This window comes from uncultured Microbulbifer sp. (assembly GCF_947489355.1).
In the GTDB taxonomy this organism is placed as follows: domain Bacteria; phylum Pseudomonadota; class Gammaproteobacteria; order Pseudomonadales; family Cellvibrionaceae; genus Microbulbifer.
The window spans coordinates 21,094-47,988 of record NZ_CANLDD010000004.1 but is presented as its reverse complement, the minus strand read 5'-3'; the positions used below and the strand labels follow the sequence as shown (position 1 = coordinate 47,988).

Here is a 26,895-nt window from a genome sequence, read left to right as displayed (position 1 = left end):
ATACGCATTCTATGCGCATAAATTGATTTTTTAAAGAGTCCGCAGATTTAATCTGACAGATACAGGCTCTTCAATAAGGTGACTGCCCTGGAATCACAAAAGTGGGGCTGGATAAGTGCCTATATAAAAATTACTTTCCGGTGCCCATCATCACTGGAAAATAGAGGCTTCAGGGCAGTAAAGTTGAGGAAAATTCAATTTTCAGAGACGCCCTTAAGTCTCGTGTAATAAGGTTTGCTCCTGCCATACCTATTGAATACAGGGCAAGACGGCGATTAATTCCGTTTCACAGAGTAACTCCGGGCGGCAAATATCAGCCTGAACCCAAACGTGAGGGAAACCTTCGAAGCCTGCATTTCGAAACCTATCCAGCAGGAGCAACTGATCGGATGGCCGTTTTACGTAGGTGATCGCGAAAGTGATATCATCGAAAGTCGCGCCCTGACCTCTCAGCAGGACATGAAGGTTCACCAGCATGCGGTCCGTTTGCGCGCAAATGTCACCCACATGGGCTGTCTTTCCAGCCTCATCAATACTGGCAGTCCCGGAAACAATTAGCATGCTCTTATTCGATTCAACGACCCGCATACCGCGTACAAAATCCGCGCCGTACTCCGGGGCTTCATTTAGGATGGGTGAGGTCATTGGAATGCGCTCTACAGGACTGCGGCCTTTCACCGCGTAGAAACCCAGACACAAACTGTGTATTTCCGAGACCGGATCACCGCCGATGGCCGTGCTGGCAGGGGCGGGTTGAATCCCCCGCGAGACGAAAAATGCCCGGCGTGCCCGGTTCAGGACATTGTAGTCGCGGTCTATATCACGAAGGTGAATCCAGGTGCGAACCACGTCGGTAAACGCCAGGCCGGCTTGTTGCAGTAAGCTCTCGGCCATTTCGAACACGCCGTCTGTTTGCTCATGGACATTGCCGCCTGCACCGCAGAGACCACTGGCGAGTACACGGGTTTCATCCCCTAACTTAACCCGCAAACCACGCCCAGAGGTGCTGGCAGTACTGCTGCAGGTTGCAGAAGTCTCGACAGTGGACAGACTGAATATTGATGTGCCGGGGATGACCGCCTGTATCAGAATTTCGAGGTGGGCTTGGGCATTCAGTGGGGGTTGTCCGATTTCTGTGCGGGCAGGTGCGATGCCCTTTCCCCCGCTTGTGGCGAGTACCTGTTCTCTTGCTTTTCGCACAGGGGCGATATTTTCGGGAAGATTTTGCAGGAATACCATCTCTGAAATGATTGAAGCGGTACTTCCGCCCTTGGCGAGTAGAGCCTTTAGTATCGCCCTGTAGATTGCTGCTGCCTGGGCACCGACATCAGCCCGGTGAGTCGGAGCCTGACAGTGTAAGAAGAGTTCTCGGGCCCTGCAGCCCTCAATGCAGCGCAGGACGATTGGACAACCATGGATTTCAAATGATTCAGCGGGAGGGTGGAAAGTCACTGGGCTCCTTTTCGCAGCAAAAGGGCCTGTAGGGCCAGGCCGCTTACACATATCAGTGGTTAAATCGGAGAAAACTGCCTCTAACAATTGTCGGAGGGTAGCTCACCATTCGGGGCCGAGGAAACAAACGTTAAGCCCTCGGGTTTGTTGTTCTTAAAACAATTTCCGGCGCCAACGGTGACCTCAAGTTGAAAGTAGACAAGGTCCGCAGCGAGGAAGTCGAGAATGCCTCCCGGTGGGCTTTCTCCGTTGCCGTTCAGTGTGTTCAGGGAGATTTGGTTATCGTTTGCCGCCGGATCAGAAATCGGCGGTCTGGTTTCGCAGCTATTGTCGGTGCCAGTAGTAGCACTACACCAACCCAATATGCCGATGCCAACAAAACCATTGTTCGCGACGCGGTTTTTACCGACCACATGATTACTCACCCCCATCAACAACACACCCGTCCCTGGGGGGAGGTCTGCCTGGAAGCTGCCATCTGGGGCATCGTTCGGCCGGTTATTGTCATAGATATGATTGTGTTCAATAACCCAATTTTCCATCACCGGCAGCGGTGGGTTGCCCGCACCGTTGGGATGAAACAAGCCAATACCCACCGTATTGTCGTATATTTTGTTATGACTTGCCTGGACCTGATTGGACACGGTAATTTCAAAGCCAATAACGCTACCGAACAGCTCGTTGCCGATAACGCGAATGTTTTCGGAGCCCGCAACCCACATGGCGGTATCCAGGGAGCCGTAGGAAATATTATCCCGAACCAAACCATTGGCGGAGAGGGTTGGGTAGATACCATTGTTCAGATTATTGACAGAAACATTACGCACAAATTGAAACCCGTTTACCCATCGGGTCTGGATGCCGTTAGCCGGGTATCCCTCGACACTGAAGCCACGGAGGTAAAATCCCTGCAGTTCTTCGGCACAGGCGCTGTTTTTGTACTCGCAACCCGCGGGCGCTACGTAAACGCCAGTCTCCTGGGCGCCATTGGCGATAAGACGAACCCTGTTGGACATCTGCCCGGCTTTATCGGAGGGGTGGCTATGGCTGTTTTTCGACTTTCCAATCAAGCGGAGGTTGTCCGTGGTGATGCGCAAACCATAGATGCTTCCGGCGTCTTCATAATACTCACCGGGCTCGACAAGGATGGTATCGCCGGGATTCGCTGCGTCGATTGCCGCCTGGATGGATTCTCCGGGGTAAACTCGCAGAATACCCGCCCGAGCTGCGGTAGTGCTGACAAGCAGGGCGACAGCAAATATTTGAAGGGTAAAGCGCACATGCATCTTGTTATCCCGACTTGAAAAGGGCCTACATGAGTTTATGATCAGCGCTTGTGGTGTGTGCAGTTCCAATTCACACCATTCGTACATGAATGATCTATAGGTGTCAATCGCCAATATGGGACTGTCATCACAAACCGGCCCATGACAATTCGGGAACCCCGTCCAGCGGGCTCTCAATTGACTTCAACCCCAATGTACTCCACACTCACCGAGCCCCCTGAGGTTGTGGTGGCGGCCTGTAATATTCTCGCATAATGGAAGGGCCTCTTCCTCAGTGAAGGGCTCCGGGCATCAACGAACGATCCATCGTATCGCCTGTACATGTGAATACATTTTCAGTCTGCGCTGGTCTTCTCAGCGTCCTGCTCGTGCTATGTGGCTGTGGGCCGGAAGCCGGCTCCACCACCGTGTTCCCTTTTCCCAGCATGCCAGCGGGGCAGCTGGAAATTATCTATCCGCTGGATGAGACACTGTTTCCACCGGAAATTGTGGCGCCCACTGTCGTCTGGGAAGATAAGACCGAAGGTGTTGCGCGGTGGCAGGTGATGTTGCGTTTTCATGGCCAAGAAGCGGTACTTCGTTTTGATAGTGCAGAATCACGCTGGCGCCCTTCAGAACAAGACTGGTCTGACATCAAGCGGCATTCCCTCAAAAGCGACACCGAGTTGGCGGTGATTGGCGTTGATGCCAGCGGCAAAGTCGCCGCCGCTGCGACTGTTCGGATTCGCACTTCAACAGATCCGGTAGAAGATGCGATCTTCTACCGGGAGGTCCCCCTGCCGTTTATCAGTGCTGTGCAAGACCCCTCGCAAATCCGCTGGCGCTTTGGGTCTATCGATTCCGAACATCGCCCCCCCATTGTGCTGGAGGACTTGCCGGTCTGCGGTAATTGCCACTCTTTCTCAGGTGATGGTGGTGTGTTGGGTCTCGATGTCGATTATGGCAACGACAAAGGCGGTTACGCCATCCTCTCTACTGAGAAGCGGATGGTGTTGAGTGATGACAAGATCATCACCTGGAGCGATTACAAGCGGGGCGACGGCGAAGCCACCTTCGGCCTGCTCTCCCAGATCTCTCCGGACGGCCGCTATGTGATCAGCACCGTCAAGGACCGAGCAGTATTTGTGGCGACGCCGGGTATCGAATTTTCCCAGCTCTTTTTCCCAATCAAGGGTATTCTGGTGGTCTACGATACGGTAGAGGGCACTTACAAGCCGCTGCCAGGAGCCGACGACCCAGAGTATGTACAAACCAACCCGACCTGGAGCCCCGATGGCAAGTCAATCGTATTCGCTCGCACCAGGGTCTACCAGAATGATGCCATCGCCAAATCGAGCGGCATTCTGCTGAACGAAAAGGATGTGCCGGAATTTATTGAGGACCAGCAGCCGTATAAGTTCGATTTGTACCGCGTGCCTTTCAACGGGGGCCTGGGTGGCACAGCCGAACCTGTAGCGGGCGCCTCCCACAACCACAAGAGTAACTTTTTCGCGAAGTTTTCCCCCGACGGCCAATGGATCGTTTTCACCCAGGCGGAAAATTACATGCTTTTGATGCCGGATAGTGCGCTGTACATTATTCCGGCCGCAGGCGGCAAAGCCCGGCGCCTGCGCGCGAATACCGCGCGGATGAATTCCTGGCACAGCTTCTCGTCGAACGGCCACTGGCTGGTATTCTCTTCAAAGGTCAACACCCCCTATACCCAGCTCTTTCTGACCCATATTGATGAGGCGGGCCGCTCCAGCCCCCCGGTGGTGCTTGATCGGTTTACTAGCAGTGATCGCGCGGGCAATATTCCGGAATTTGTTCCGCTGCCGGCGGATGCCATCGGGCAAATCAAGGCGCAATTCCTGGATGCTTACTCCTTCCTGCGCGCCGGCATGGCCAACGCACGAACCGGCAACTACCGCGGTGCTGTTCGCACCTATGAACGCGGGCTGGCAGTGGAACCCGGAAACGTGGAGCTGTTGAACGCTCAGGGGTTTGCCTTGTTCCAACAGGGCAAGAGCGAGGCGGCTGCAGTGGCGTTGGAGAAAGCATTAAAAATAGACCCAAAGCATCAAAAGTCCCACAATAATATGGCCCTTGTGTCTATCGATATTGGCGAGCTTGAATTGGCGGAAGCCCATTACCGTGAGTCGTTGGCAATCAAGCCGCAGGCGGCGATTTATAACGACCTGGGTTTTGTGCTTGAACGCCAGGGCCTGCCCGATGAGGCGATGGCAATGTATCGCAGGTCACTGGAACTGGACCCGGAATCGGCGGCGGCACACTACAATCTGGCTGCTGCCCTGATGGCTGGTGCAGAGTTTAAAGAGGCTGAACACCATTTCCGAGCGGTTATTGATAGGCAACCGAGCACGCAGGCTTATACCGGGCTCGGTATCGTCCTGATACAGCAAGGCCTTCTGGACGAGGGGCTTGCCAATTTGCAAACTGCCCTTGAAGCGGACCCGAATAATACCGCCGCCTACGGCCATCTGGGCTCGGCTCAGGTGCAACAGGGCATGCTGGCCGCTGCCGCGTCTACCTATCGTCAGCGCGTTCGCAACCAGCCCAGCGCGGCGGCCTACGAGGAGCTGGCCCAAGTGCTGGTGCGCCTGGGGCGCCATGACGAAGCTCGCCAGGAGATGGAGAACGCGAGAGCAGTGCGCAATAGCAAGAAAGCGCTGCAATAGCCCGGCACTGGACCGCGGCATCTTTGTGGAAACAGATCAATCCGTGATTCGCAGGCTAGACCACTGCAGAACCTGTCGGCAATATGCCTGTCGGCGCTGAATATCCCTACCTGCCCCTCTGATCCTGCCTATTCTCTATGGGGAGGCGTCGTCCCTGTTTTCCTTTAAGGTATCGTTAAGCACTTGCCCGTCCCACAGCACTTTTTGAGTTCGTAGCGGCTCCAATACCGGATGAGAGTGATGCGTGTGAATCAGAGAATGAAGGCGTTTCTTTTCAGGCTCGTATTTTTCACTGTATTGCTACAGCTTCCCAGCCTCTCTTTTGCCAATGCGCAAAACCCCGCGAGCGTCGTCACCAAAAACGAAAATCAGAAGGTTCTGAAAGCGCTGCCATTTGATGATCGACAGGACTTTGAAGACGTTAAACGCGGATTCATTGCCCCGCTACCGGACAATGGTATTATCAAGAACGATAAAGGGGATCGGGTTTGGGATTTGGAGGCATACCAATTTGCGCGGGGTCAGGCGGCACCTGATACCGCCAACCCGAGCCTCTGGCGCCAGCTTCAGCTGATCTCAGAAGGGGGGCTTTACAGGGTGGTCCCACGTATCTATCAGGTGCGCAGTGCCGATCTCTCCAATATCAGCTTTATTGAAGGCGATAGCGGCGTCATTGTAATGGACACACTCATATCCGCGGAAACCGCCAAAGCGGCACTGGAGTTATACCGGCAGCATCGCGGTAACAGGCCGGTGGTTGCGGTGATATACACCCACAGCCATGTGGACCATTACGGCGGCGTTCGAGGTGTAGTGGACGAGGAGGATGTAAAGTCCGGCAAGGTCAAAATCATTGCCCCCAAGGATTTCCTGATTGAGGCGGTCAGTGAAAATGTCTTCGCCGGTAATCATATGGCGCGCCGGGCCAGTTTTATGTACGGTAACCTGATTGCCAAAGACCCGAAGGGCACCCTGGGTGCAGGACTTGGCCTGGAAACCTCCACTGGCACAGTCACCCTGATCGAGCCTACAGACACGATTACAGAAACTGGTCAGACTCTCAAGGTTGATGGCCTGACCTTCCATTTTTTAATGGCGCCGGGTTCCGAAGCACCGGTGGAAATGCATTTCTTTATTCCCGAGCTGAAGGCGGTCACCGCTGCCGAAAATGCCACGCACACATTACACAATCTCTATACACTGCGCGGCGCCAAGGTGCGCAATGCGCGGGAATGGTCCCGCTATCTCAATGAAACCCTGCAGCGCTGGGGAGATAAAGCGGAAGTATTGTTTGCGCCACACCACTGGCCCACCTGGGGTAAAGAGAATGTAGTTAATCACCTGAAGAAACAGCGGGACCTGTACAAGTACCTCAATGACCAGACCCTGCGCCTGGCCAACCATGGTTATAACATGGTTCAAGCGGCAGAGATGATGGCGTTGCCGCCAGAACTGTCCCAATATTGGGCCAACCGCGGCTACTATGGCAGTGTTAATCACGATACTCGGGCTGTGTGGAATTATTACCTCGGTTTTTTTGACGGCAACCCCGCGCGCCTCTACCCGATGCCACCCACTGCCGCCGGCAGGAAATATGTACAGTATATGGGGGGAGCGGCCAGTATCATTCAGCAGGCCAAGCAGGACTACAACGCGGGGGAATATCGCTGGGTGGCGGAGGTGCTGGACAAGCTGGTTTCCGCTGAACCCAACAATCGTGCGGCGAGGGATCTACTGGCAGATGCCCTGGAGCAGATGGGATACCAGCAGGAAAATGGAACCTGGAGAAATTTCTTCCTGAGTGGTGCCAAGGAGCTGCGCGATGGCATTGAGCGGCTGCCGGTGCCGCTGACTGCCAGTCCCGATACCCTCCGCAACATGCCCACTGAACTGATATTTGATTATCTGGGGATTCGCCTGAATGGACCCAGGGCAGCAGGGAAACAGATTTCCATCAATATCACCCTGCCGGATATCAATGAGCAATACGCTCTGGTGCTGGAGAATGCGGTACTGAATTATGCTCCACCGGTGAGCAACCCCCATAGCAGCGTCACCATTAAGCGCAGCGATCTTAACGATCTCCTCCTCGGCACCGCGACCATCCAGGAGAAAATCCAAGACGGCTCGGTGAATATCGAAGGGGATGCAGAGCAGTTAAAGTTGTTGCTGTCCCTGATGGATCAGTTCGACATCTGGTGGAATCTGGTTACGCCTGAGCCCATGGACAAACGGTCCCAAGAAGACCCTTGATCAGCGGTCCATTGCCAGTGGGGATACCGGGTTAACAAAAGATAAAACTATACAGTCAATCCATTTATGGTATAGTGCCGTCGCTGAGATTGCTCAGCTGCGTCATTTGTAGGTCGGTCACTCTCCGACATCCCCACCGGAATGATTCTCAAATTCTTCCCGGAATTTTCTACCGAATGCCGCGCACCGGTTTTTGCCGATGTATAGACGGCTGTGTGCACCGAGCGCCAACCAGCTCGGAATGCTGACACCGATTTCTTTTTTTAGCACCCCCGTGGAGGGGTGTGATGGATTGCGCCTGTAGTGCAGTTTGAGGTTATTTATGTTGTTTGAAAATCTGGGCCTGACCCAGGATATTGCCCGCGCCGTTGCGGAGCAGGGATACAGTGCCCCTACGCCGATCCAGGCCCAGGCTATCCCGGCGGTGATGCAGGGCAGGGATGTTATGGCGGCGGCGCAAACGGGTACTGGAAAAACGGCAGGTTTTACGCTGCCGTTATTGCATCGTCTGAGCAGCGGTAAGCGCGCCGGCAAGGGCCAGGTTCGCGTCCTGGTACTGACGCCCACACGGGAGTTGGCGGCACAGGTATTTGAGAATGTGCAGAGCTACAGCAAGTACCTGCCAATGCGCCATGCGGTGGTATTTGGTGGGGTCAAAATCAATCCGCAGATCTCGCGCCTGCACGGCGGTACCGATATGCTGGTGGCGACACCGGGGCGCTTGTTGGACCTGTACAGCCAGGGTGCCGTCCGCTTCGATCAATTGGAGGCCCTGGTGTTGGATGAAGCCGATCGCATGCTGGATATGGGCTTTATCCACGATATCAAACGGATATTGAAAATACTGCCCCCCAAGCGCCAAACCCTGCTTTTTTCTGCGACCTTTTCCCCGGAAATCCGTCAGTTAGCCAAAGGGTTGGTCAGCAATCCACTGGAGATTGATGTCAGTCCCCGCAACTCCACCACCGCAACCGTACGTCAGAAGCTACACCCCGTGGACAAGACGCGAAAGACGAAGCTGTTGAGCCACCTGATCCGCGAGAATAACTGGCACCAGGCCCTGGTGTTTAGTCGCACCAAGCACGGTGCCAATCGTCTGGTAAAGCAATTGGAGGGAGACAGTATTCGTGCTGTAGCCATCCACGGCAACAAGAGCCAGAATGCGCGTACCCGTGCGTTGGCAGAGTTCAAGGGGGGCAAGGTACAGATCCTGGTTGCTACGGATATTGCCGCCCGAGGGATTGATATCGACCAGCTGCCCCAGGTGGTGAACTTCGACCTCCCCAATGTGCCGGAGGATTATGTACACCGAATCGGCCGCACGGGGCGCGCTGGTGCACACGGCCAGGCGGTGTCCCTGGTGAGCGCGGATGAGTTCAAACAGTTGCGGGATATCGAACGCCTGATTGGTAAAGCAGTACCACGGGAGCAGGTTGAGGGTTTCGAACCCGCTCATCAGGTGCCGGCCTCCGGTAACCCGAGACGCGGTGATGGACAAAAGCAGCGCTCTGGTCGCCACAAGCGCGCAGAGAGTGTTCGCGGAAAAGGCCATCATCACGGTGATCGCAATAGTAGAAGTCGCTCCGGGCGCCGTGGCAACAGGGAGGGCACTCCTACCCATTCTGGATATTAGGCTTCACCGCATCGATGCGCCGTGGGTGGAGTGCAATGTTCGTCGGGTTTTCGGATGGCATGGGCACACCGGGATAGTGATTGCTGGTGTGTGAAGATGCGCTTAATTATGATTGTCTCCCCGCCTTTGAGCGGGGCGACAATTGGTGCGGGAAATGGCCAAAAAGCAAGTTACTTCCCTTCTGCCCTACTGGCTAGGATGACAAGCTATAAAAACGCAGGACCGGTCACGATATGTGTGCCAATAAATAAGCTGAAGCCGTTACTCATCCCCTTCGGGTTTGAGTTTTTGGGACTCTGTAATGTGAAGCATGCGTTTTTCGCGGCGCTCTCCCCGGATTTTTACCCTGTCGCCAGACTTCATGCCTTTTTTCTTGATGTCTTCGGCATCAATAAAGTAGTAGTTGCCACTCTGCTCATCTTTAAGGGAGAAGCGGTGCTCGGATTTTCCGGATTCAAAATCCTCTACGATAATTTCTTCCAAGGTCCCGGTGACGACTTCCTCGGCCTGGACGAAGAGAGAAAAGTGTAGTCCGGCCAAAAGCGCTAGAATTCGAAACATAATATCCACCTTGTGGGTTGTAACCATTGTGTCGTGATTACTGGCTATAGCTTACGGAAATAACTGCCGATTGGTTTTCGGCGTTTCGGGACTTATATTCAATTTTCAACCCTATTGCATCATCGGTAAAGTCATCTCCAGGCTGCGCAAGCACAGCAACATGATTGGAAGTTATATCATTGAGGTAATGAACTGTCACTGAATGCGCATGATGTGGTCGGGGATTAAGCTCATTGTGCGCCACATGGTAGTTGACATAGTAATGGCTTTGGCCATTGCTGCTGTCGGTACTCTCCACTTTAAGTTGCTGTGGCAGGGTGCCGGACCGATCCTCAGCAGTCAGCTCAATGGCCTGTATCTCCAGGTCTTGGGAACTGCCTGGGTTCTGCTTTATGGTAACAGTGTATTCGGGGAATATGCGATACCAGCCCATGTATTCCCGGTGGGCGCTGCCAAAGAGCCTCGACTTTGAGCGGTTGCCCATAAAAGCACCGCCAGTGCCGTACTCATCCTCTCCACTATCATTGGTATCCCCGTCATTGTTGCTGTCCCAGCCAGCGTGGCCGAGACCGATATTGTGCCCTAGTTCGTGCCCCATAAGACTCTGGTCCGGGTCGGAAACCACCATACTCCACCCCCCCCTCACTCGCGCAAGGCCGAACCCCACAAGCCCTGCGTTATAGGCGGCCCTAGGATAGATAAAGACTTGATGGTCCCATTTACCAAGCTCCAGAGGAGCACCGTTCCCATCGACTAAGTTGTTGCTTGTCCATTGATAGGCCATATCACGCCACGTGCTGCCGGCATCAGTGTACTCCGCCCCTTGGCCGGCCTTCGCGCGGGCTGCTGCGTCTGCAATACTCAGGGTGCCGCCATTCTGGTTGTCCGGAATATCAAAGCGAATGCAATCAATGGAACTCTCTTCCCTGTTGGCCTCGCCGTAGCAGTAGTGCTGGAGGGCGTTGTCACTCACGCGGTGACGAAGGAACTTCAACTGGCCCAGGGAGTTTTCCCGATAGGTGTTATCGAGGGAATCCACATCATTGAATACCATATCCGCAATATCAGAAATGTCGGCCCGGTCTGTGGCCAGCCCATCGGAAAAATTCATCAATATAAAAACAATACTGCTTTCTTTGGGTTCGAGGGTGGCAATGGAGAAGGCAACGGTTTGCTCTGAATTATCACTTAATGTAAATGTGACGGAATCTTCGCTGAGATCCCCTTTCCTGATGCTGTCCGCTTTACTATTCAGTGTGTAGTCCCATTCGCCACTTGCAGAAAGTGTGAAATCGCCATAGCGTCCGGCAATGGTGCCACTGACAAACACCGGGGTGTTGCCATCCACATCATTCAAAGACAGCCTGCCTGTGGCGGACTCCTTGCTGTCCACTACCAGCATGGCCAGAGGCGATTCGGGTTCGAATCTGTAGGGGTCGTCAAAACCGGTGATTGAAATAGTGATATTCGTGGTGCGAGTGCCATCGGCGACACCAACGGTAAATGTCTCGCTTGCCTGTTCGCCACCATTCAGGGGGTCTGCGAGTTCGCTTTCCAGGGTATAGGTCCAACTGCCATCTTCGGATGTTTTGAGATTGCCATAGGTTCCCTGGAAGCTATTCGCCTCAAAGGTCTGATTGGCATTGGCGCTATCGGTTAGCTTGCCGGTGGTCGTGGCCTCACTGTTTTCCATAACACGGCCTTCGCCACCGCTGATCACCGCGGGCGTTTCCGTTTCAGTATCATCTTCACTGCTAGAACCGCCACCGCCACCACAGGCAGTAAAGGTAACAGACAGGCTGATTGCGGCAAGGAGCCTTATAGGGGTATTCATGATGGTTCCGACCAATTGGGTTGTGCTTGGATATACGGGGGTCAAATTATAAGAATCAATTGACTCGTATTCTGTGAAGTAAGATGCATTTACAGGGATTTTAAAATTAAACGTCTACCAGGTTGGCTTTTTGGTAATTATTTTTCCCGTTATTGGGTTATATTTGAAACTTATCAGGTAGTTGCAGTGAAAAATGGCACCACTTTTGAGGGTGCGAATTTTTGTGAAGGTGGCGTACCTGGAAATACCCCTGTGACCGCTGTAAGTGAAGCAATTAACATAAAATATCACCCTTCAGTGGATAAAAGACCGAAAAGCCGCTCTAGATCCTGTTCGATACAGTTTTGTGATTCCTGACACATTGCCAAAGCACGTTTTATCTTTCCATGATTGCCCTGTTCGGCGGCAAGTTTCAAAAAGTGCGCTGCCATTTTGGGGTCTTTATCGACAGCCTCCCCAGAGTTGTATGCCTGGGCAAGTCTAAGCGAGGCGATATCGTGTCCGAGATCCGAGGCTTTCCGGTAATGGGCCAAAGCGCGGGATTGATCGTTTTCAGTCCCCAGTCCCTGCTCGTACATTTTGGCCTGGTTAAAGTAGCCGTATCTGGAATTATTCTCCGCAGCCCGCTCGAACCAGGACAGGGCTGTGGGGTAACTTTGAAATTCCGGGGCCGAATTCAGATAGATTAGACCCAGGGCATTCATGGCATCAGCTGATCCGCCCTCCGCCGCCTGTGTAAAGTAATCAATCGCTTGCTCCAGATTTCTCTCTACGCCCTGGCCGAGCCGATAGAGCTGCCCGAGATTGTAACTGGCCCTGGCAGATCCCTGTGCTGCGGCATACTGGTAAATTTCGACTGCGCGCTGGTAATTTTGTTCCACGCCCGTCCCAAGGGCAGTGGCGTAGCCGAGGTTTGTGAGGCAATCAAGGTTATCGGCTTTGGCGCAAAGGGCATACCAGCCATAGGCAATGTCGTGGTTGGTTGTCATAAACCTGCCGGTGGAGTTGAGTATGCCCATGTGAAGCTGTGCTGGTGGATACCAGCGTACGGCTGCGCCTTCGTAGTCCCGCAGGGCCTGAGCAGTATCTATTTTTCGTCCGAAAAGCCCCGCTTCAGCAATCCGCGCTCTCAGATTGAGGGCTGGCGGAAAGTCGGCCGAAGCGGCTTTGTCCAGCAGGGCGAGACCGGTCTTTACCGAGTGCTCGCCTTTTTTCTCCAGCAGGTAGCGGGCATAGAAAAATTGCGCTGGCGGGAAGTGGGTGTCGACGGCCTGTTGAATTAGTGGTTCAAATTCATCCAATGGTTTTTGATCTGCATTGAGCTGGGCAAGGGCTAGTGCCAATAAAGCCAGAGGATATCCCTTTGCGGCGGATACCTGGCGAAAATCCTGTGCCAGCTTTTCCCTGGGGCTGGTGAATTCCGCCGAAGCCAGCAGTAAGGCTATTTCGTATTCGGCCTGTCCCGCGGGCATCCATACCGCAGCGCTGTCCAGCAGTTGATCTGCCAGTGCGGGGTCGGCTTCTATACCGAGACCGATATAGGCCATATAGGCGAGCATGATCTTTGCCTCTTCAAGTCCATGATCTGATGCGGAGACAAAGAGTTGCGCACACTCGCCTTGTGAGAACCTGGTCGATTCTCCAGCCAGGCAAAGTTTGCCGAGGCTGATATTGGCCATAATAGAACCCATGCCAATGGCATCCAGGTAAGCTTGCTCCGCTTTTTGAAACTCGCCCTCTGCGTGATAAACCTGTCCGACCGCTTGGCGTGCCGCGTAATCGGAGTCTGCCAATGGTTGCAGAATTTCACGATAGAGTGCGTCTGACAGACCGGCAAAAGGATGCTCGACTGCAAGCAGGCGATGAAGAAAACGGCTGCTGTCAAAATAGATTTTAGCGACTTTATTGTTATTCTGTGTGCGGACATTATAGACCCGGTACAGCCCGTTGCGGCTCTCGGCAAACTCAAAATAACTGTCGATAATCTCATAGCCGGAAAGGGAAAGCAGGTCTTCCGCGTCCCCCCAGCTTGCGACTTCATAGGCGCTGTAGTAGGTATCACCGCTGTGTTTGGACAAGATACCGGTTGCAATAAAAGTAAAGATGTTTTGATGGAACAGAGCCAGTTCTGTTTTGCCGAGGGTTTCATAGCATTCGGTGGCGCTGAGGTGTGGCAGCAGGGAGATGGTATTTTGCTGAGTAATCTGTTGCCAGTTAACCGCCTCGCAGGTTTTCTCTCCTGATTCCACAGAGGCCATCTCTTCGAGATAGCGCGTCTGTGCGCTCACTGTTTTGAGCGATTGGGGGGATTTCAGGTAAGCTTCCCAGTAAGTGGGGAAACTCACCGATCCCGGTGACTGTGCCGCCTGCCGGGTAAGTGCCATTAATGGATCTTCGGGCGCGGTCTTCACAGCCTGAGCGCTACAGGACGCCAGCAGCAGAGCAGTGAGAATCAAAAAGAGTTTCTTCATGATTATTTCCTGATGAGGGGATTTTTATAAGGAATGTCAACTTCTTGCGAGCATTTATCTTCTCCAAGGGCCGGGGACAAGGAAGTTATGCCATGCAAACGCGCGAAGGGTGTCACGATGGCCTTTTTCGTTCCTTTAACTAACAGCAGGAATGATCCTATTGGCAGACATTCTGTTCAGTGAGCGAAACTTTTGGTAATGACTGTGTGTTCCAGTTACCGCACAACCTTGCGCTATGGTTTTCTTTGCTTCTCTCAGCGGCAGTGTGGGTAGCTGCTCAGTTCAAGGCGTGGCAGCCTGTCATTGTAGCGGCGGTCAATCTGAAGACGGAGGTTTACCGATAAAGATACGGATGCTCAACCCGTTTTAGTCAATCCAATCAAATCGTTTTTCCCTATTTTGTCTAGAGGTTGCATCCAACCAGAAGTCAATTTAAGCCGTAAAATACCCCTTGTTCCACAGTTAAGGCAACTTTATGAGATGCCGGTGGCCCAGGTTGTCGTAAGAGTAAGAGGACGGTCAGGAAAGTTCAGAGTGTTTTTTGTGTTTTTGCTTTGCATCAACAACCAATGAGTTTAATGGCCTTGTATGGAGAAAGGGAATGACCCAGTGCCGGCAGCCGTTGGGGTAGCGCTCTGACCCATATTTTAAAATTCAATTTCCCGGTCTCTGCAGGAAATACAGGCTCGTATTATACACTCCTGCGGTGTTTCCAGGGTAGGGTATACTGCACAATTGGGTTTGGTGAGAAAATCTCACAAACGCATTTTTCGGTTCCAGTGGGGATCACTATAAGAGCGGGGTTGGCGTGTCATGACATATTGTGAGTTGCCCCCGTTTTTTCGGTTGTGTCAACAGCAGGATTGCCGGCAAAGGACAGCTAACCCAGGGCCGCAGCTCCGGCTTGGCGAACTCAGATAGTGAAGGGGGATGTATGAGTGGGGAGCGATTACAGGTCTTGAGAGAGGCGCTTCGACAGCAGGGGGTAGAGGCATTTTTGGTGCCGCGTACCGATGAATACCAGAATGAGTATATACCGCCGGCAGAGGAGCGCCTGTCTTGGGTGACCGGGTTTACGGGGTCGGCCGGTGTGGCGGTGATTGGCCTGGAGGCGGCCGCTCTGTTTGTCGATGGGCGTTACACACTACAGGGGCAGCAGCAACTGGGTGGCCGGCCAATAGAGTTGGAAAACCTGGATAGCGCTGAGATTGCCAACTGGGTCTGCAATCAGCTGCGCGAGGGACAGGCACTGGGCTATGACCCACGCCTGCACACGGAACCGGGCCTGGCCCTTCTACAGGGGCATTTGAAGGCGCGGGATATTACCCTGAGACCACTGGAGAAGAACCCTATCGATGCCATCTGGGCAGACAGGCCCGCGACGCCATCCGGCACGGCGCGGCCCCATCCCTTTGCGTTCAGTGGTGAGCACTCCAGGGACAAACGCCGGCGTATAGCCGCGCTGCTGGCGGAGAAACGCGTCGATGCTCTGTGGCTGCCAAGCCCCGAGAACTGTGCCTGGCTGTTCAATATCCGCGGTGACGATATCCCGCATTTGCCGGTCGCCCTGGCCAATGCCGTGCTGTACCGGGATGGCAGCGCCACCCTGTACCTATCGGCGGAGGCGGTCGGCGAGGGGCTGCTTGAACACCTGGACCGGGAAGTGACGGTGGTATCCGACAAGCGCCTGCTGTTTTCGGACCTGCGGCGTCGCCATATCGGCAAGATCTGGGTGGATCCCCTGATCAGTAATTGCTGGATTCTGCAGCAGTTGCGCGCTCTGGATATCCAACTGGTGCAGGAACGCGATCCCGTCTCAGGGGCCAAAGCCTGCAAGAATGCCGTGGAACTGGCCGGTGCCAGGGCCGCTCATGAGCGCGATGGGGCGGCGCTGTGCGAATTTCTCGCGGAATTACCCCGAGCGGTCGATACCGGGCTCGATGAATTGTCGGCGGTTAAGCTGCTGTATGGCAAGCGTGCAGCGCGAGAGGGTTTTCGCGGAAACAGTTTTGACACCATATCGGGTTACGGGCCCAACGGGGCCATAGTCCACTACCGGGTGAGCCCGGAGTCCAGCCTACCTATGAAACCCGAGGGGATTTATTTGTGCGATTCGGGTGCCCAGTACCCCGATGGCACCACTGATGTGACTCGTACCCTGGCTCTGGGGGATTTCCCGGCACTGGCACGGGCGCATTTTACCCGTGTATTAAAGGGGCATATTGCCATCGCCGCCCTGCGTTTTCCGCAGGGTACTTGCGGAGAGCAGATTGATGCGATTGCGCGCCGCTCACTGTGGGAGGTGGGGCTGGACTATGCCCACGGTACCGGTCACGGGGTCGGCAGTTATTTGAGTGTGCACGAGGGTCCGCAGCGCATCGGTAAGGTCGCTACCGGGGTGGCGCTGCAGCCCGGCATGATCCTCTCCAATGAGCCGGGGTTTTATCTCACCGGGCAATACGGTATTCGCATAGAAAACCTGGTGTATGTGAAAGAGAGCGAGGATTACCCCGGTTTCCTCGAATTCGAGGAATTGACCCTGGTGCCGATTGATTGCGTGCTGATCGACGCGGATCTGCTGAGTGCGCGGGAGCGGGATTGGTTGAACCGCTATCATCGGCGGGTTCGGCAGGTCATTACGCCGCTGGTTGACGAGCACACCGCGGACTGGTTGCGAGCGGCCACGGAGCCTCTGTGATGTCTTTGCGGGGCGGGCCCCGGCACCAGGTTGCTTTCTCGATCCCAGTGTTCGGCGCTATGCTGGGAGGGAGTCTCCCCGGCGTGTTTTCCTGTGGGTTTGTGCTGGCTTGAGTCGTGGAGCATTGTCTCCGGCAAGCAGTCTGGGAGGATTGCTTGCCGAGAAAATACTGTAGACCGTTTGGGCCTGTCTTTCAGTTGGCGGACAAGTGTGGTGTCGATGTCACCGCTGCACTGCGTTGTCGGAGGTTGTGCCGCAGCCACCACCAGGACAGGGCGCCGAGCAGCAGGTTGGCGGCGGCCGTTGCGGCAAAAAGGCCGGTCATCCCCCACAACCTATTGCCCAGCCAGGCCAGGGGTAAATAGACGCCCAGCACACGCAGGAAGGAAATCAGGGTGGCGGGCAGTGGTTGTCCCAGGCCATTAAAGGCTGCATTGGCCGACATCACAAAACCATAACCGGCGTAACTGAGAGGGACCAGGCTCAGGTAGGCTACTGCCACTGCGACCACCTCGGCGGATTGGCTAAACAGGTGGGCGATAGGCTCCCCGATAAAAAACAGCAGAATCGCCAGGCCTGCGCCCAGGATCAGGCAGAAGCGGGCCAGTACCGTAACGGTCTCACGCAGCCGGTCTATTTTGCCGGCGCCGGCATTTTGGCCCATAAACGGGCCGATAACCGCCGAGAGGGCATAGAATACGATCAGAGCCAAAGGCTCAATGCGCAGTGCCACACCGAGCCCGGCCACGGCATCTTCGCCGTGCACGGCCACCAGGGCCACCATTACACCGCTGGCCATGGGAATAATGACATTGGTGAGCACCGCCGGTAGCCCCACTGCCAACACCCTGCGCCAGGATTCGAGCAGGGAGCCGAGGTGCCATTGGGGCGCAGCCATCAGGTGTTCACGACGGATCAGAAAGTACAGGGCCATAAAAAAGCTCAGGGTGCGCACAGTAACGGTGGCGATTGCCGCGCCCTGTAACTCCAGCCTCGGAAAACCCAACAGCCCGAAGATCAAAATTGGGTCAAGAATCAGGTTGAACAGCGCCACGCCCACCATGATCCGCCCGGTGAGCGCGCTGTTGCCGATCGCGCGCAGGGCCGATAGCGCGATGGTGGGTACTATGACGAAGATAGTGCCGAGGTACCAGGGCACCATATAGTCGGCGATCAACGGCAACATTTCCGGGCCGGCACCGAGCAGGCTGAACAGAGGGCGAATTGTCAGCAAGCCAATGGCGGTGATGACCAGCGATACCAGCAGGGCGAGTACAGAGGCATCAGTCACCAGTCTGCGTACCTGGCGGACATCCCCCGCACCGTAGGCCCGCGCCACCGCCGATGAGGTGCCCGCACCGAGGCCGATGGCAAAACTGTTGATCGCCATAACCACAGGAAAGGTAAAGCTCATGGCCGCGAGCGGTGCACTGCCCAATTGGGAGACAAAGTAGGTGTCCACGACATTAAACGACATCACCGCGAGGATGCCCCACACCATGGGCAGGGCCAAGCGCTGCAAATGGCCGGATACCGAGCCTTCGAGCAGTGAGGGGCTACTTGTTGTTAGTGGCATTCATTAACTCTATAGAAACATGTCGGTCATGGGGGGAATCTATCTGGGTTCGCCAGCGCGCACTGGCTTATGCGGTGCAGCCCCGTGTGTGTCACTCCTTGAAAGGTGCGATCCAGGCATCCGCAAGGGGGGCTGATTTTACAGCCTGCCCGCTGCCTTTACGAACGGACCCAGGGCCAGACTCATCAGCACAGCATCCTCACGTCCGCCATTGTCTGCGGGATAGTAATTCTTACGCAAACCGTCCTCGGAAAAACCCAGTTTGCGATAGAGTGAGTGTGCGGTGAGGTTTGAGGTGCGCACTTCCAGCAGGAGTCGCCGGGTGTTCCTGGGCAGCTGTGCAATCAGGTGGGTTAATAGCTGTTCAGCCAGGCCCCGCCGGCGCCAGCGGGGCGAGATAGCCATGTCCAGAATTTCAACCTCGTCAACGAATTGGTTGAGTACACAGAAGCCAATGGTTTCATCGCCTATGGCAAGCAGCCAGCACTGGTGGCCGGCCATCAGGCTTTGCAGGTATTGAGCCCGATTCCAGGGATGGCTGTGGGCGCTGCGGGCCAGGTTGGCAAGAGTGCTGCAATCCGCTTTGTTGGCCTGGCGCAGATGAAAGCCGCAAGCGGTTAAGTGTCTCATCGCGCTCGGGTCTCGGAGGGGTAGGTTTTGCGCAGCAGCTGCCAGAGGCCGTGTTTGCGTTCCGGTTCCCGCAATAGTCGGGACAGGCTGGGCAGGGGGAGAATACGCACCTCCTGCCAGTTGTTGACGGCCTCGTCCAGGGGTATGGGCGTACAGAAAGCCCCCGCCTCTTCCCCCATCAACCAGATGGACTTCACCGGGTGACATGTGCAGGAGGCTTCCAGCCAGCTTGAAAAGGTATCGCGAGCCTCGGGGGCGCCCGCTGTGGGGCCAAAGCGGTTTTTTGTAATCGGCCAGCACAGGCGCTCGTGCTGGCGCGGCAATTGGTGCCAATTGAGTGCGCGCAGAATATTGCCAAACAATGACTCCAGCGGCAGTGCGGCACCGGGCTCATGGCTGTCCACCGCCAGCAGTTCCTCACCGACTCTCCAGCAGCTGAGGATAAAAGGCTGCAGTTCCCGTTGTGGCCGGGCCACTGCCACGGAGGGTTTATCCCATGTACCGGCAACCGCTGAAGTCTTTGCACTGTCGCTTGCGGGGGCGGACGCAGTGAAGTTAACCTCCGGTGCCGCTGACTGCGGCACCGGGCTGGCCATAGCCGGTGCGCTCTGTTGCAGCGGCGGAGTAGCTACCGCGGGCAATGCCGGCGGGAGTTGGGCCTGGCGGGGTGCGGGTGCAAGGGGTAAGACAAAGCGCGGCACATAACTGGCCACGCCCAGTACCGACAGGTATTCTGCCCGCTCAAGCTCGTTCACTTATACGCCTTGTTTCTTGCTTTCACCCATGGCGAGCAAGTTTAACGCATCCATGTAGGCCTGTGCCGAGGCAACCAGAATATCGGTGTCGGCACCGACACCATTGACCAGCCGACCGTCTTTTTCCAGGCGCACGGTTACCGAACCCTGGGAGTCAGTGCCCTGGGTAACGGCATTGACGGAGTAGAGTTTCAGGTCGGCGCCGCTGCCGACGATGCTTTCTATGGCCTTGAAAATGGCATCCACCGGGCCGCCGCCGCAGGCTTCGGTCTGGTGTGGCTCGCCCTGTATCAGCAGGCTGATAAAGGCCTGGGGTGCGCTGCCGATCTTGCTGCGCACATCCAGGTCCTTCAGTTGGAAGCGCTCCACCGGGGTTTCGTTATCGGTGATCAAAGAGTGCAGGTCCTCATCAAAAATCTCGTGTTTCTTGTCTGCCAGTGCTTTAAAGCGCTGGAAAACCTGTTGGAAGGCTTCCGGGTCGGAGAACGCGATCCCCAGTTCCCCGTAGCGTGCGCGCACCGCGGCCCTTCCCGAGTGCTTGCCCAGCACCAGGCGGTTCTGGCCCCAACCCACATCCTCGGCGCGCATAATTTCATAGGTTTCACGATGTTTGAGTACACCGTCCTGATGAATGCCGGATTCATGGGCGAAGGCATTGGCGCCGACAATCGCCTTGTTGGGCTGCACCGGAAATCCGGTGATCGAGGAAACCAGGCGCGAGGTGGGCACGATATGACGGGTGTCGATACCGGTTTCCACCGGATAGAGATCCTGGCGGGTTTTTACCGCCATCACAATCTCCTCCAGGGAGGCATTGCCCGCGCGCTCACCCAGACCATTGATCGTGCACTCCACCTGGCGCACACCGTTCATTACGGCGGACAGGGAGTTGGCCACTGCCAGACCCAGGTCGTTGTGGCAATGCGTGGAGAAAATGGCCTTGTCGGCATTGGGAACATGCTCAAGAACCCGCCGGAACAGGGCGCCGTACTCGCCGGGTTCACCATAGCCGACGGTATCGGGAATATTGATTGTGCGCGCGCCGGCCGCGATCACCGCCTCGATAATACGGTACATAAATTCCGGTTCGGAGCGGCTGCCATCCTCCAGGGAAAACTCCACATCGTCGGTAAACTGACGGGCGGTTTTGACCGCTTTCACCGCCTGTTGAAGTACATCTTCCGGGGCCATCTGCAGCTTGTACTGCATATGGATCGGTGAAGTGGCAATAAAGGTGTGAATACGGGAGGCGTTGGCTTTTTTCAGGGCTTCGCCGGCGCGCAGAATATCCGCGTTGACAGCGCGTGCGAGGCTGCAAATGCGGGATTCGCGCACGGCTTCGGAAACCGCCTTTACCGCTTCGAAGTCGCCGGGGCTGGCAATGGCAAAGCCGGCCTCAATCACGTCCACGCGCATGCGCTCGAGCAGACGGGCAATGCGGACCTTCTCCTCTTTGGACATAGAGGCGCCTGGGCTCTGTTCACCATCGCGCAAAGTTGTATCAAAAATGACTAACTTATCTTTCTGGATGCTCATTTTCGCTTTTACTCCTTATTTGTTGCGAGGCTAAACAAGGGGCTCTGCCGCTGTCTATGCGCCGCTCAAATAAAGTCGGGAATCCTGTCGGGGGTGGGGGGAGAAAAATTATATGCCGCGTAGCGGCAGCCGCAGCGTGAAAGCTAGGGTGCGGTGGCCTTGTCTGGTTGTACAGAAGTCAGTCTTCATAGGTAGCGGTTTCCGCGTCGGGACTGGGTCTGGGCATTATGCGTGATCTTTGATCTGATGGTCAATGTTCATCCTATTATTTCCTAAACTTCAATACCGATTGATATTTTTATCCTTATTTTTCTTTCTTGTGGAATTTATAACCTAAAAAAGTTGAGCCCTTTCGAGGTGCTCCTTTCCAGAGGGCCTGCCGGCAGTGATTGGTTTTATGTGTCAGCCAGATCGGGGCCTCGTTCTATCTTGCGCAAAAATTGCCAGAGGGCATCGCGCAGCGGTTCTATTTCTGCAGGGCGTATCGAAGTGCGCTCCGGATGCTGGCTGACCCATTTCGCGGCTCTGGATTTCAGTGCCAGCCACGCGCGGGTTACGGCCACCAGAGTGACGCGCTCATCCCAAGTGGCGCGTTGTCTCTGTACCAGGCCGCCAAGATTTCTTTTCTCCCGGTTTGCGCTGTCTTCTTGAGCCCACTCCCAAAGCACCATCAGCACGAGGTATTGAGGGTAGGTAAGACCCAAATCCTGCAGCATGGGCCGATAAGCCCTGGTCATGACCCTGGAGGCGGCATAGAGGGCAAAGCAAAGCTGGCGGTTGAGGGCCAGCTCTTCGAAGTCATCGCTGCCAATCACCGTTACAACATCTGCTCAATTTCAGCCTGCAGGGACTCGGGGGTATCTTTGGGGGCAAAGCGTTTTACGTCTTTGCCATCCCTGCTGATCAGAAATTTGGTGAAGTTCCACTTGATGCCCTCGGTGCCGAGCAGGCCAGGGGCTCGCTTCTTGAGTTGCACAAACAGGGGGTGTGCCGCAGGGCCGTTGACATCCAGCTTGGCATAGACCGGAAAGCTGACCCCGAAATTCAGCGTGCAGAACGTCTGAATTTCCTCATTGCTGCCGGGCTCCTGGTTGCCAAACTGGTTGCAGGGAAAGCCCAGTACCACCAGGCCCCGCTCTTTATAGCGATTGTAAAGTGATTCCAACCCTTTGTATTGCTTGGTAAAACCGCATTGACTGGCGGTATTTACCACTAGGAGGAGCTTGCCTTTATAGTCTTCCAGTGAGGAGGGTTTACCGTCGGCAGTTTCGATGGGAATTGAGTAGAGATCGGCCATGATCCGGTTCCTGTATTTTATATTGTACACAATTTAACTGCAGCCCATGTCCGTGCCAAATCAATTTCAACGCGGGCTTTATTATGAGAATAATTATCAATTATATTATGCATCTGATGATCAACCTGTTTGCAGTAACCAAAAAGGATTCTCCATGCGCCTCTTCCTCTATCTGGCCCGCCTGTTTGTGGTGCTGCTGGCTGTTACGATGACTCCCGTCCAGGCCCAGCAAAGCGGCCTTTCCGAGCAGCAGCTGCGACAGTTGATGCAGATGGCGGAGTATATTGGCGTGGATTATCCGGAGGCAGTGGCCGAAGGCGCGGTGATCAACACGGATGAGTACACTGAAATGGAGGAGTTCGCCCAACTGTTGCTCGATCACGGGCAGCAGTTGTCGGATTCACCCGAGGCGCGCGTGATCCGCGCCGAGGCCCTGGCTCTGCAGGGTGCCATTGCGCGCAAGGCGGGCCTTGACGTGGTGCAGAAACATACCGCCAAACTGCGCCAGGGGTTGCTCTCCATTGCGCCGGCCCTCTCCCTGCCCCGCGCACTGCTCAGCCTCAATGACAGTCGTGCACTCTATCGGGCCCAGTGCATAGCCTGTCACGGGGTGGAAGGGCGCGGGGATGGACCGCTGGCGGCCGGGCTGGAGCCGGCACCCACCAATTTCCACGAGCGCGAGCGCGCTGAAAACCGTTCTTTGCTGGGGCTTTACGATGCCATCAGTAACGGTATTGACGGCACTGCAATGACCGCCTTCAAGGGTCTGAACGAACAACAGCGCTGGTCTTTGGCTTTTTATGTGGGTGGCCTGGCATTTGCCGGAGAGGACACTGCTGTGAAGGCGGGCGGGCCGAGCCTACAGGATCTGGTGATGCACAGCCCGGCGGTATTGCGCAGTGAGCGCTCAGACGTACCTGCGCAGTCGGTGGCTGCCTTGCGCGCTGACCCCAGCTCTCTGTTCGCTGAGATATCCCAGGGGGGCGGGGGCCCCCTTGAGGTGGCGCGCGCGCAGTTGCAAAAGTCCCTGGCAGCCTACCGGCAAGGGAATTATGCCAATGCCCACACCCTGGCGATCAGCGCTTATCTGGATGGCTTTGAACTGGCGGAGAATGCATTGGACTCTGTGGATGCGGACCTGCGCCTGGCCACGGAACGCGCGCTGCTGGGCTTGCGCGCCCAATTGAATGCCGACAGTGATCCCCGTCGAGTGGAAGCGCAGGTTCACAGTATTCTGGCGCAGCTGACACGGGCCCAATCGCTGATGGCGGATTCCAGCCTGTCCGACGTCGCACTGTTTATCGCGAGTTTGGTGATCCTCTTGCGCGAGGGGCTGGAAGCGCTGTTGGTGGTGATAGCACTGGTCGCTATCCTGGCAAAAACCGGCCGCCGCGATGCGCTGAAATTTGTACACCTTGGCTGGATCGGCGCTTTCGCTGCAGGTGTGGTTACCTGGGTCGCCGCCCAAAGCGTGATTACCATCAGTGGTGCCAGCCGCGAAGTCATGGAGGGCGTGGCTGCACTTTTGGCGGCAGTGGTGCTCTTCTACGTGGGTTTTTGGATGCACAGCAAAACCCGCACGCGGGAATGGCAAAACTATATTCAGGACAGTATCAACCGCAGCCTGGGTACCGGTGCCCTGTGGGGGGTTGCCGGGCTGGCGTTTATCGCGGTGTATAGGGAGATTTTTGAAACGATACTGTTCTACCAGTCCCTACTGGCACAGACCTCTGCAAACCAATACAGCGCGCTTTGGGGTGGCATGGCTTCCGGTGCGGCACTGCTCGCGGTACTGGGTTTCGCCCTGGTGCATTACTCGGCGCGCCTGCCTATCGGTAAGTTTTTTTCCGCGACCACCTATATTCTGCTGGCGTTGTCTTTCGTGCTCGCAGGAAAGGCAGTTGCGGCATTGCAGGAAGCGGCCTGGATCGGTATTACCCCGCTGCCGGTGGCGTTCAGTTTCGACTGGCTGGGTATTTACCCCACCTGGCAGGGCATCGGCCTGCAGGCGGCTATCCTGGCAGCTGCCTTGTGGCTCATACTCAGAAATCACAACCCCGACCAGGCCGTGCTTAAAACGGTGTGAGCCGTTTGGGCATCTTTAACAGGGAGACTCCCCTCTGGGTGGGCCTCCCTTTTCCGCGGCCACCTGATTTCCATTGAAGAAAAGGCGTGTACCCTCCCTATCTGGACCCGGGTGACATACCAAGGCCGGTTAGATGTAGAGCGGGCGCCAGGCAAAGTGCCCTGGTTGCGGCCCCGCCCAGCCTCAGCGCTGCTCCCCGCGCAAACCCAATACCTGCTCGTGCAGTATCCCGGCCTTGGCATCGGTAGCTTCGATGGGGCAACCAGCCACGACGCTGACTTTGGACCAAAAGCGCTGTGGCCAGGTGGTGAAGGCTTGGCCACCGTTATGGCTGAAGAAACTGCCCCAAAGACCACGCAGTGCCATGGGAATCACCGGTACCGGGGTGCGCTCCAGTATTTTTTCAATACCGGCCTTGAAAGGCTGTAATTCCCCGTCTTTGGTGAGCTGCCCTTCGGGGAAAATACACAGCAGGTCCCCGTTTTTCAGGCCCTGTTCTATGGCGCTAAATGCCATTTCGTATCCCTCGGGATCCTGCAGCCTGGAACAGATGGGAATGGCGCGCCCGGTGCGGAAGATAAAGTGCAGCACCGGAATCTCATAGATCGGTTTGTACATAATAAAGCGTATGGGGCGGCGCACCGCCCCCGCCAGCAGGAGGGCATCCACGTAACTGACATGATTGCAGGCGATGAGCGCGGGCCCCTGGGCGGGAATCTGTTCCAGACCCTCGTGCTTTACCCGGTATATCGTATGGGAAAGCATCCAGATCAGCAGGCGCATGGCGAACTCCGGTACCCTGGTAAAGACAAAGATGGCCACTGCGGCATTCATCAGGGCGATAACCAGGAAGAACTGGGGGATAGTGACCTTCAGCACATTCAGGAAAAAGAGGCCGAGCAGGGCCGAGACCACCATAAACAGCGCGTTGAGGATATTGTTGATGGAAATAACCTGCGCGCGGATTTCGGATGCTGAGCGGTCCTGCATCATCGCGTAGAGCGGCACTATGTAGAGGCCACCGCAGATACCGATCAGCACCAGACAGGTGAGAATCACATAGGCACCATCACGGCTCAGGAACGCCCCCAGGCCTGCCTGCTGCAGCTCGACAAAATTGCCACCAGCAGCGGACAGGGCGATGCCGGTGATGGTGAGGCCGGCGGCACCGAGAGGCACCAGGCCCAATTCGATGTGCCCATCGGATAGGCGCTCACACAGCAGCGAGCCCAGGGCTATGCCGATGGTAAACGTGCACAGCAGCAGGGTGATAACGGACTCGTCGCCACCCAGCACGTTTTTGGTAAAGCTGGGAATCTGTGTCAGGTAGGCCGCGCCCATCAACCAGAACCAGGAGATACCGATAATTGCGTAAAAAATCGAAGGGGTTTTGGCGGTTTTATCCAGAATGCTTTGCATCTGGGTAATGGGGTTCGGGTTGACCCGCAGGTTTGGCGCTGGCGCCGGTGCCATTGGAATCCCGCGGCTGGACAGGTATCCCAGGGTTGCTGCACTCATGATCACCAGGCTCAGGTAGAAAAGGCCATTTTCCCCCTGGCCGGTGAGCCCCGCCAGCAGGCCGCCCACGATGGTCCCGGTGAGAATGCCGACAAAGGTCCCCATTTCCACCAGCGCATTGCCGCCAACCAGTTCGGAGCGCTTCAGGTGCTGGGGCAGGATGGCGTATTTAACCGGGCCGAAAAATGCCGACTGCACACCCAACAGAAAGAGGACGGCGAGGCAGAAAACATTGCTGCCACTGTAGAGGGCGGTGACCCCGAGGGCGCCAATACAGATTTCCCCCAGTTTGATCAGCCTGATCAGACGGCTCTTGTCGTACTTGTCGGCCAACTGGCCGGCGGAGGCAGAAAAGAGAAAGAAGGGCAGAATAAACAGGCCCGCTGCAACATTGATCAGGGCGTTGGCTTCGCTCTCCACCAAACGGAAAGCAATCATCACGATCAGTGCATTTTTATACACATTGTCGTTAAAAGCACCGAGAAACTGGGTGAGGAAGAAAGGCAGAAAGCGGCGGCTGGTTAGCAGTTGGAGCTGGGTGCGATGGGCCATAGTTATTCTCTCTCCTAAAAGCACCGCGCCTATGTTACGCCATAGTGGCTACAAGTTGTCCAGCTTGTAGTGGCAATGA

At 55.6% G+C, this 26,895-nt stretch carries 17 protein-coding genes; 5 read left to right on the top strand and 12 right to left on the bottom strand.

Going from position 1 to position 26,895, the window contains the following annotated elements; translation table 11 throughout:
* Positions 1-249: 249 nt before the first annotated feature.
* On the bottom strand, positions 250-1,200 hold the full coding sequence (locus Q1A48_RS03540; RefSeq protein ID WP_299941292.1) for a RidA family protein: 951 nt from the start codon (positions 1,198-1,200) through the stop codon (positions 250-252).
* Positions 1,201-1,532: 332 nt separating this feature from the next.
* On the bottom strand, positions 1,533-2,738 hold the full coding sequence (locus tag Q1A48_RS03535; RefSeq protein WP_299941289.1) for a right-handed parallel beta-helix repeat-containing protein: 1,206 nt from the start codon (positions 2,736-2,738) through the stop codon (positions 1,533-1,535).
* A 323-nt stretch (positions 2,739-3,061) separates the two neighbouring features.
* On the opposite strand from Q1A48_RS03535, the gene Q1A48_RS03530 reads away from it, so the two are divergent.
* The 3 genes from Q1A48_RS03530 (at position 3,062) to Q1A48_RS03520 (ending at position 9,302) form a co-directional block, all read left to right on the top strand.
* Positions 3,062-5,416 (top strand): Wzy polymerase domain-containing protein, encoded by a 2,355-nt coding sequence (locus Q1A48_RS03530; RefSeq protein ID WP_299941287.1) that lies wholly within the window; start codon positions 3,062-3,064, stop codon positions 5,414-5,416.
* 240 nt (positions 5,417-5,656) lie between these two features.
* Entirely contained in the window at positions 5,657-7,669 is a 2,013-nt protein-coding gene (locus Q1A48_RS03525; RefSeq protein ID WP_299941285.1) for an alkyl sulfatase dimerization domain-containing protein, read from the top strand.
* Between the two features lie 322 nt (positions 7,670-7,991).
* Positions 7,992-9,302, top strand: a complete 1,311-nt coding sequence (locus tag Q1A48_RS03520; RefSeq protein WP_299941281.1) for a DEAD/DEAH box helicase — start codon at positions 7,992-7,994, stop codon at positions 9,300-9,302.
* Between the two features lie 261 nt (positions 9,303-9,563).
* On the opposite strand, the gene Q1A48_RS03515 is transcribed toward Q1A48_RS03520, so the two are convergent.
* The 3 genes from Q1A48_RS03515 to Q1A48_RS03505 form a co-directional block, all read right to left on the bottom strand.
* Entirely contained in the window at positions 9,564-9,863 is a 300-nt protein-coding gene (locus tag Q1A48_RS03515) for a hypothetical protein (protein ID WP_299941278.1), read from the bottom strand.
* Between the two features lie 37 nt (positions 9,864-9,900).
* Entirely contained in the window at positions 9,901-11,697 is a 1,797-nt protein-coding gene (locus Q1A48_RS03510; protein ID WP_299941275.1) for a VCBS domain-containing protein, read from the bottom strand.
* Between the two features lie 287 nt (positions 11,698-11,984).
* Complete coding sequence (locus tag Q1A48_RS03505) at positions 11,985-14,168, bottom strand: hypothetical protein (protein ID WP_299941272.1); 2,184 nt, start codon at positions 14,166-14,168, stop codon at positions 11,985-11,987.
* Positions 14,169-15,102: 934 nt separating this feature from the next.
* Between Q1A48_RS03505 and Q1A48_RS03500 the strand changes: the two genes are divergently transcribed.
* Positions 15,103-16,866 carry an aminopeptidase P family protein gene (locus Q1A48_RS03500; protein WP_299941269.1) on the top strand — a complete coding sequence of 588 codons (1,764 nt, stop codon included), beginning with the start codon at positions 15,103-15,105 and terminating at the stop codon, positions 16,864-16,866.
* A 193-nt stretch (positions 16,867-17,059) separates the two neighbouring features.
* On the opposite strand, the gene Q1A48_RS03495 is transcribed toward Q1A48_RS03500, so the two are convergent.
* The 6 genes from Q1A48_RS03495 to Q1A48_RS03470 all read right to left on the bottom strand — a co-directional run bounded on the left by Q1A48_RS03495 (position 17,060) and on the right by Q1A48_RS03470 (position 22,660).
* Positions 17,060-18,442, bottom strand: a complete 1,383-nt coding sequence (locus tag Q1A48_RS03495) for an MATE family efflux transporter (protein WP_299941266.1) — start codon at positions 18,440-18,442, stop codon at positions 17,060-17,062.
* Between the two features lie 138 nt (positions 18,443-18,580).
* Entirely contained in the window at positions 18,581-19,072 is a 492-nt protein-coding gene (rimI, locus tag Q1A48_RS03490) for a ribosomal protein S18-alanine N-acetyltransferase (RefSeq protein ID WP_299941263.1), read from the bottom strand.
* On the bottom strand, positions 19,069-19,827 hold the full coding sequence (locus tag Q1A48_RS03485) for a hypothetical protein (protein ID WP_299941260.1): 759 nt from the start codon (positions 19,825-19,827) through the stop codon (positions 19,069-19,071). The genes rimI and Q1A48_RS03485 overlap by 4 nt, the downstream gene beginning before the upstream one ends.
* A complete protein-coding gene (locus Q1A48_RS03480) occupies positions 19,828-21,363 on the bottom strand; it encodes a 2-isopropylmalate synthase (protein ID WP_299941256.1) in 1,536 nt (511 codons plus the stop codon).
* A 395-nt stretch (positions 21,364-21,758) separates the two neighbouring features.
* Positions 21,759-22,178, bottom strand: coding sequence for a MarR family transcriptional regulator (locus Q1A48_RS03475; RefSeq protein WP_299941254.1), 420 nt, complete (start codon positions 22,176-22,178; stop codon positions 21,759-21,761).
* Positions 22,179-22,180: 2 nt separating this feature from the next.
* Positions 22,181-22,660 (bottom strand): glutathione peroxidase, encoded by a 480-nt coding sequence (locus Q1A48_RS03470; protein WP_299941251.1) that lies wholly within the window; start codon positions 22,658-22,660, stop codon positions 22,181-22,183.
* Between the two features lie 154 nt (positions 22,661-22,814).
* On the opposite strand from Q1A48_RS03470, the gene Q1A48_RS03465 reads away from it, so the two are divergent.
* Positions 22,815-24,746 (top strand): cytochrome c/FTR1 family iron permease, encoded by a 1,932-nt coding sequence (locus tag Q1A48_RS03465; protein WP_299941248.1) that lies wholly within the window; start codon positions 22,815-22,817, stop codon positions 24,744-24,746.
* Positions 24,747-24,929: 183 nt separating this feature from the next.
* On the opposite strand, the gene Q1A48_RS03460 is transcribed toward Q1A48_RS03465, so the two are convergent.
* Positions 24,930-26,816: an MFS transporter gene (locus Q1A48_RS03460; RefSeq protein ID WP_299941245.1), complete on the bottom strand. Its 1,887-nt coding sequence runs from the start codon at positions 26,814-26,816 to the stop codon at positions 24,930-24,932.
* Between the last annotated feature and the right edge of the window lie 79 nt (positions 26,817-26,895).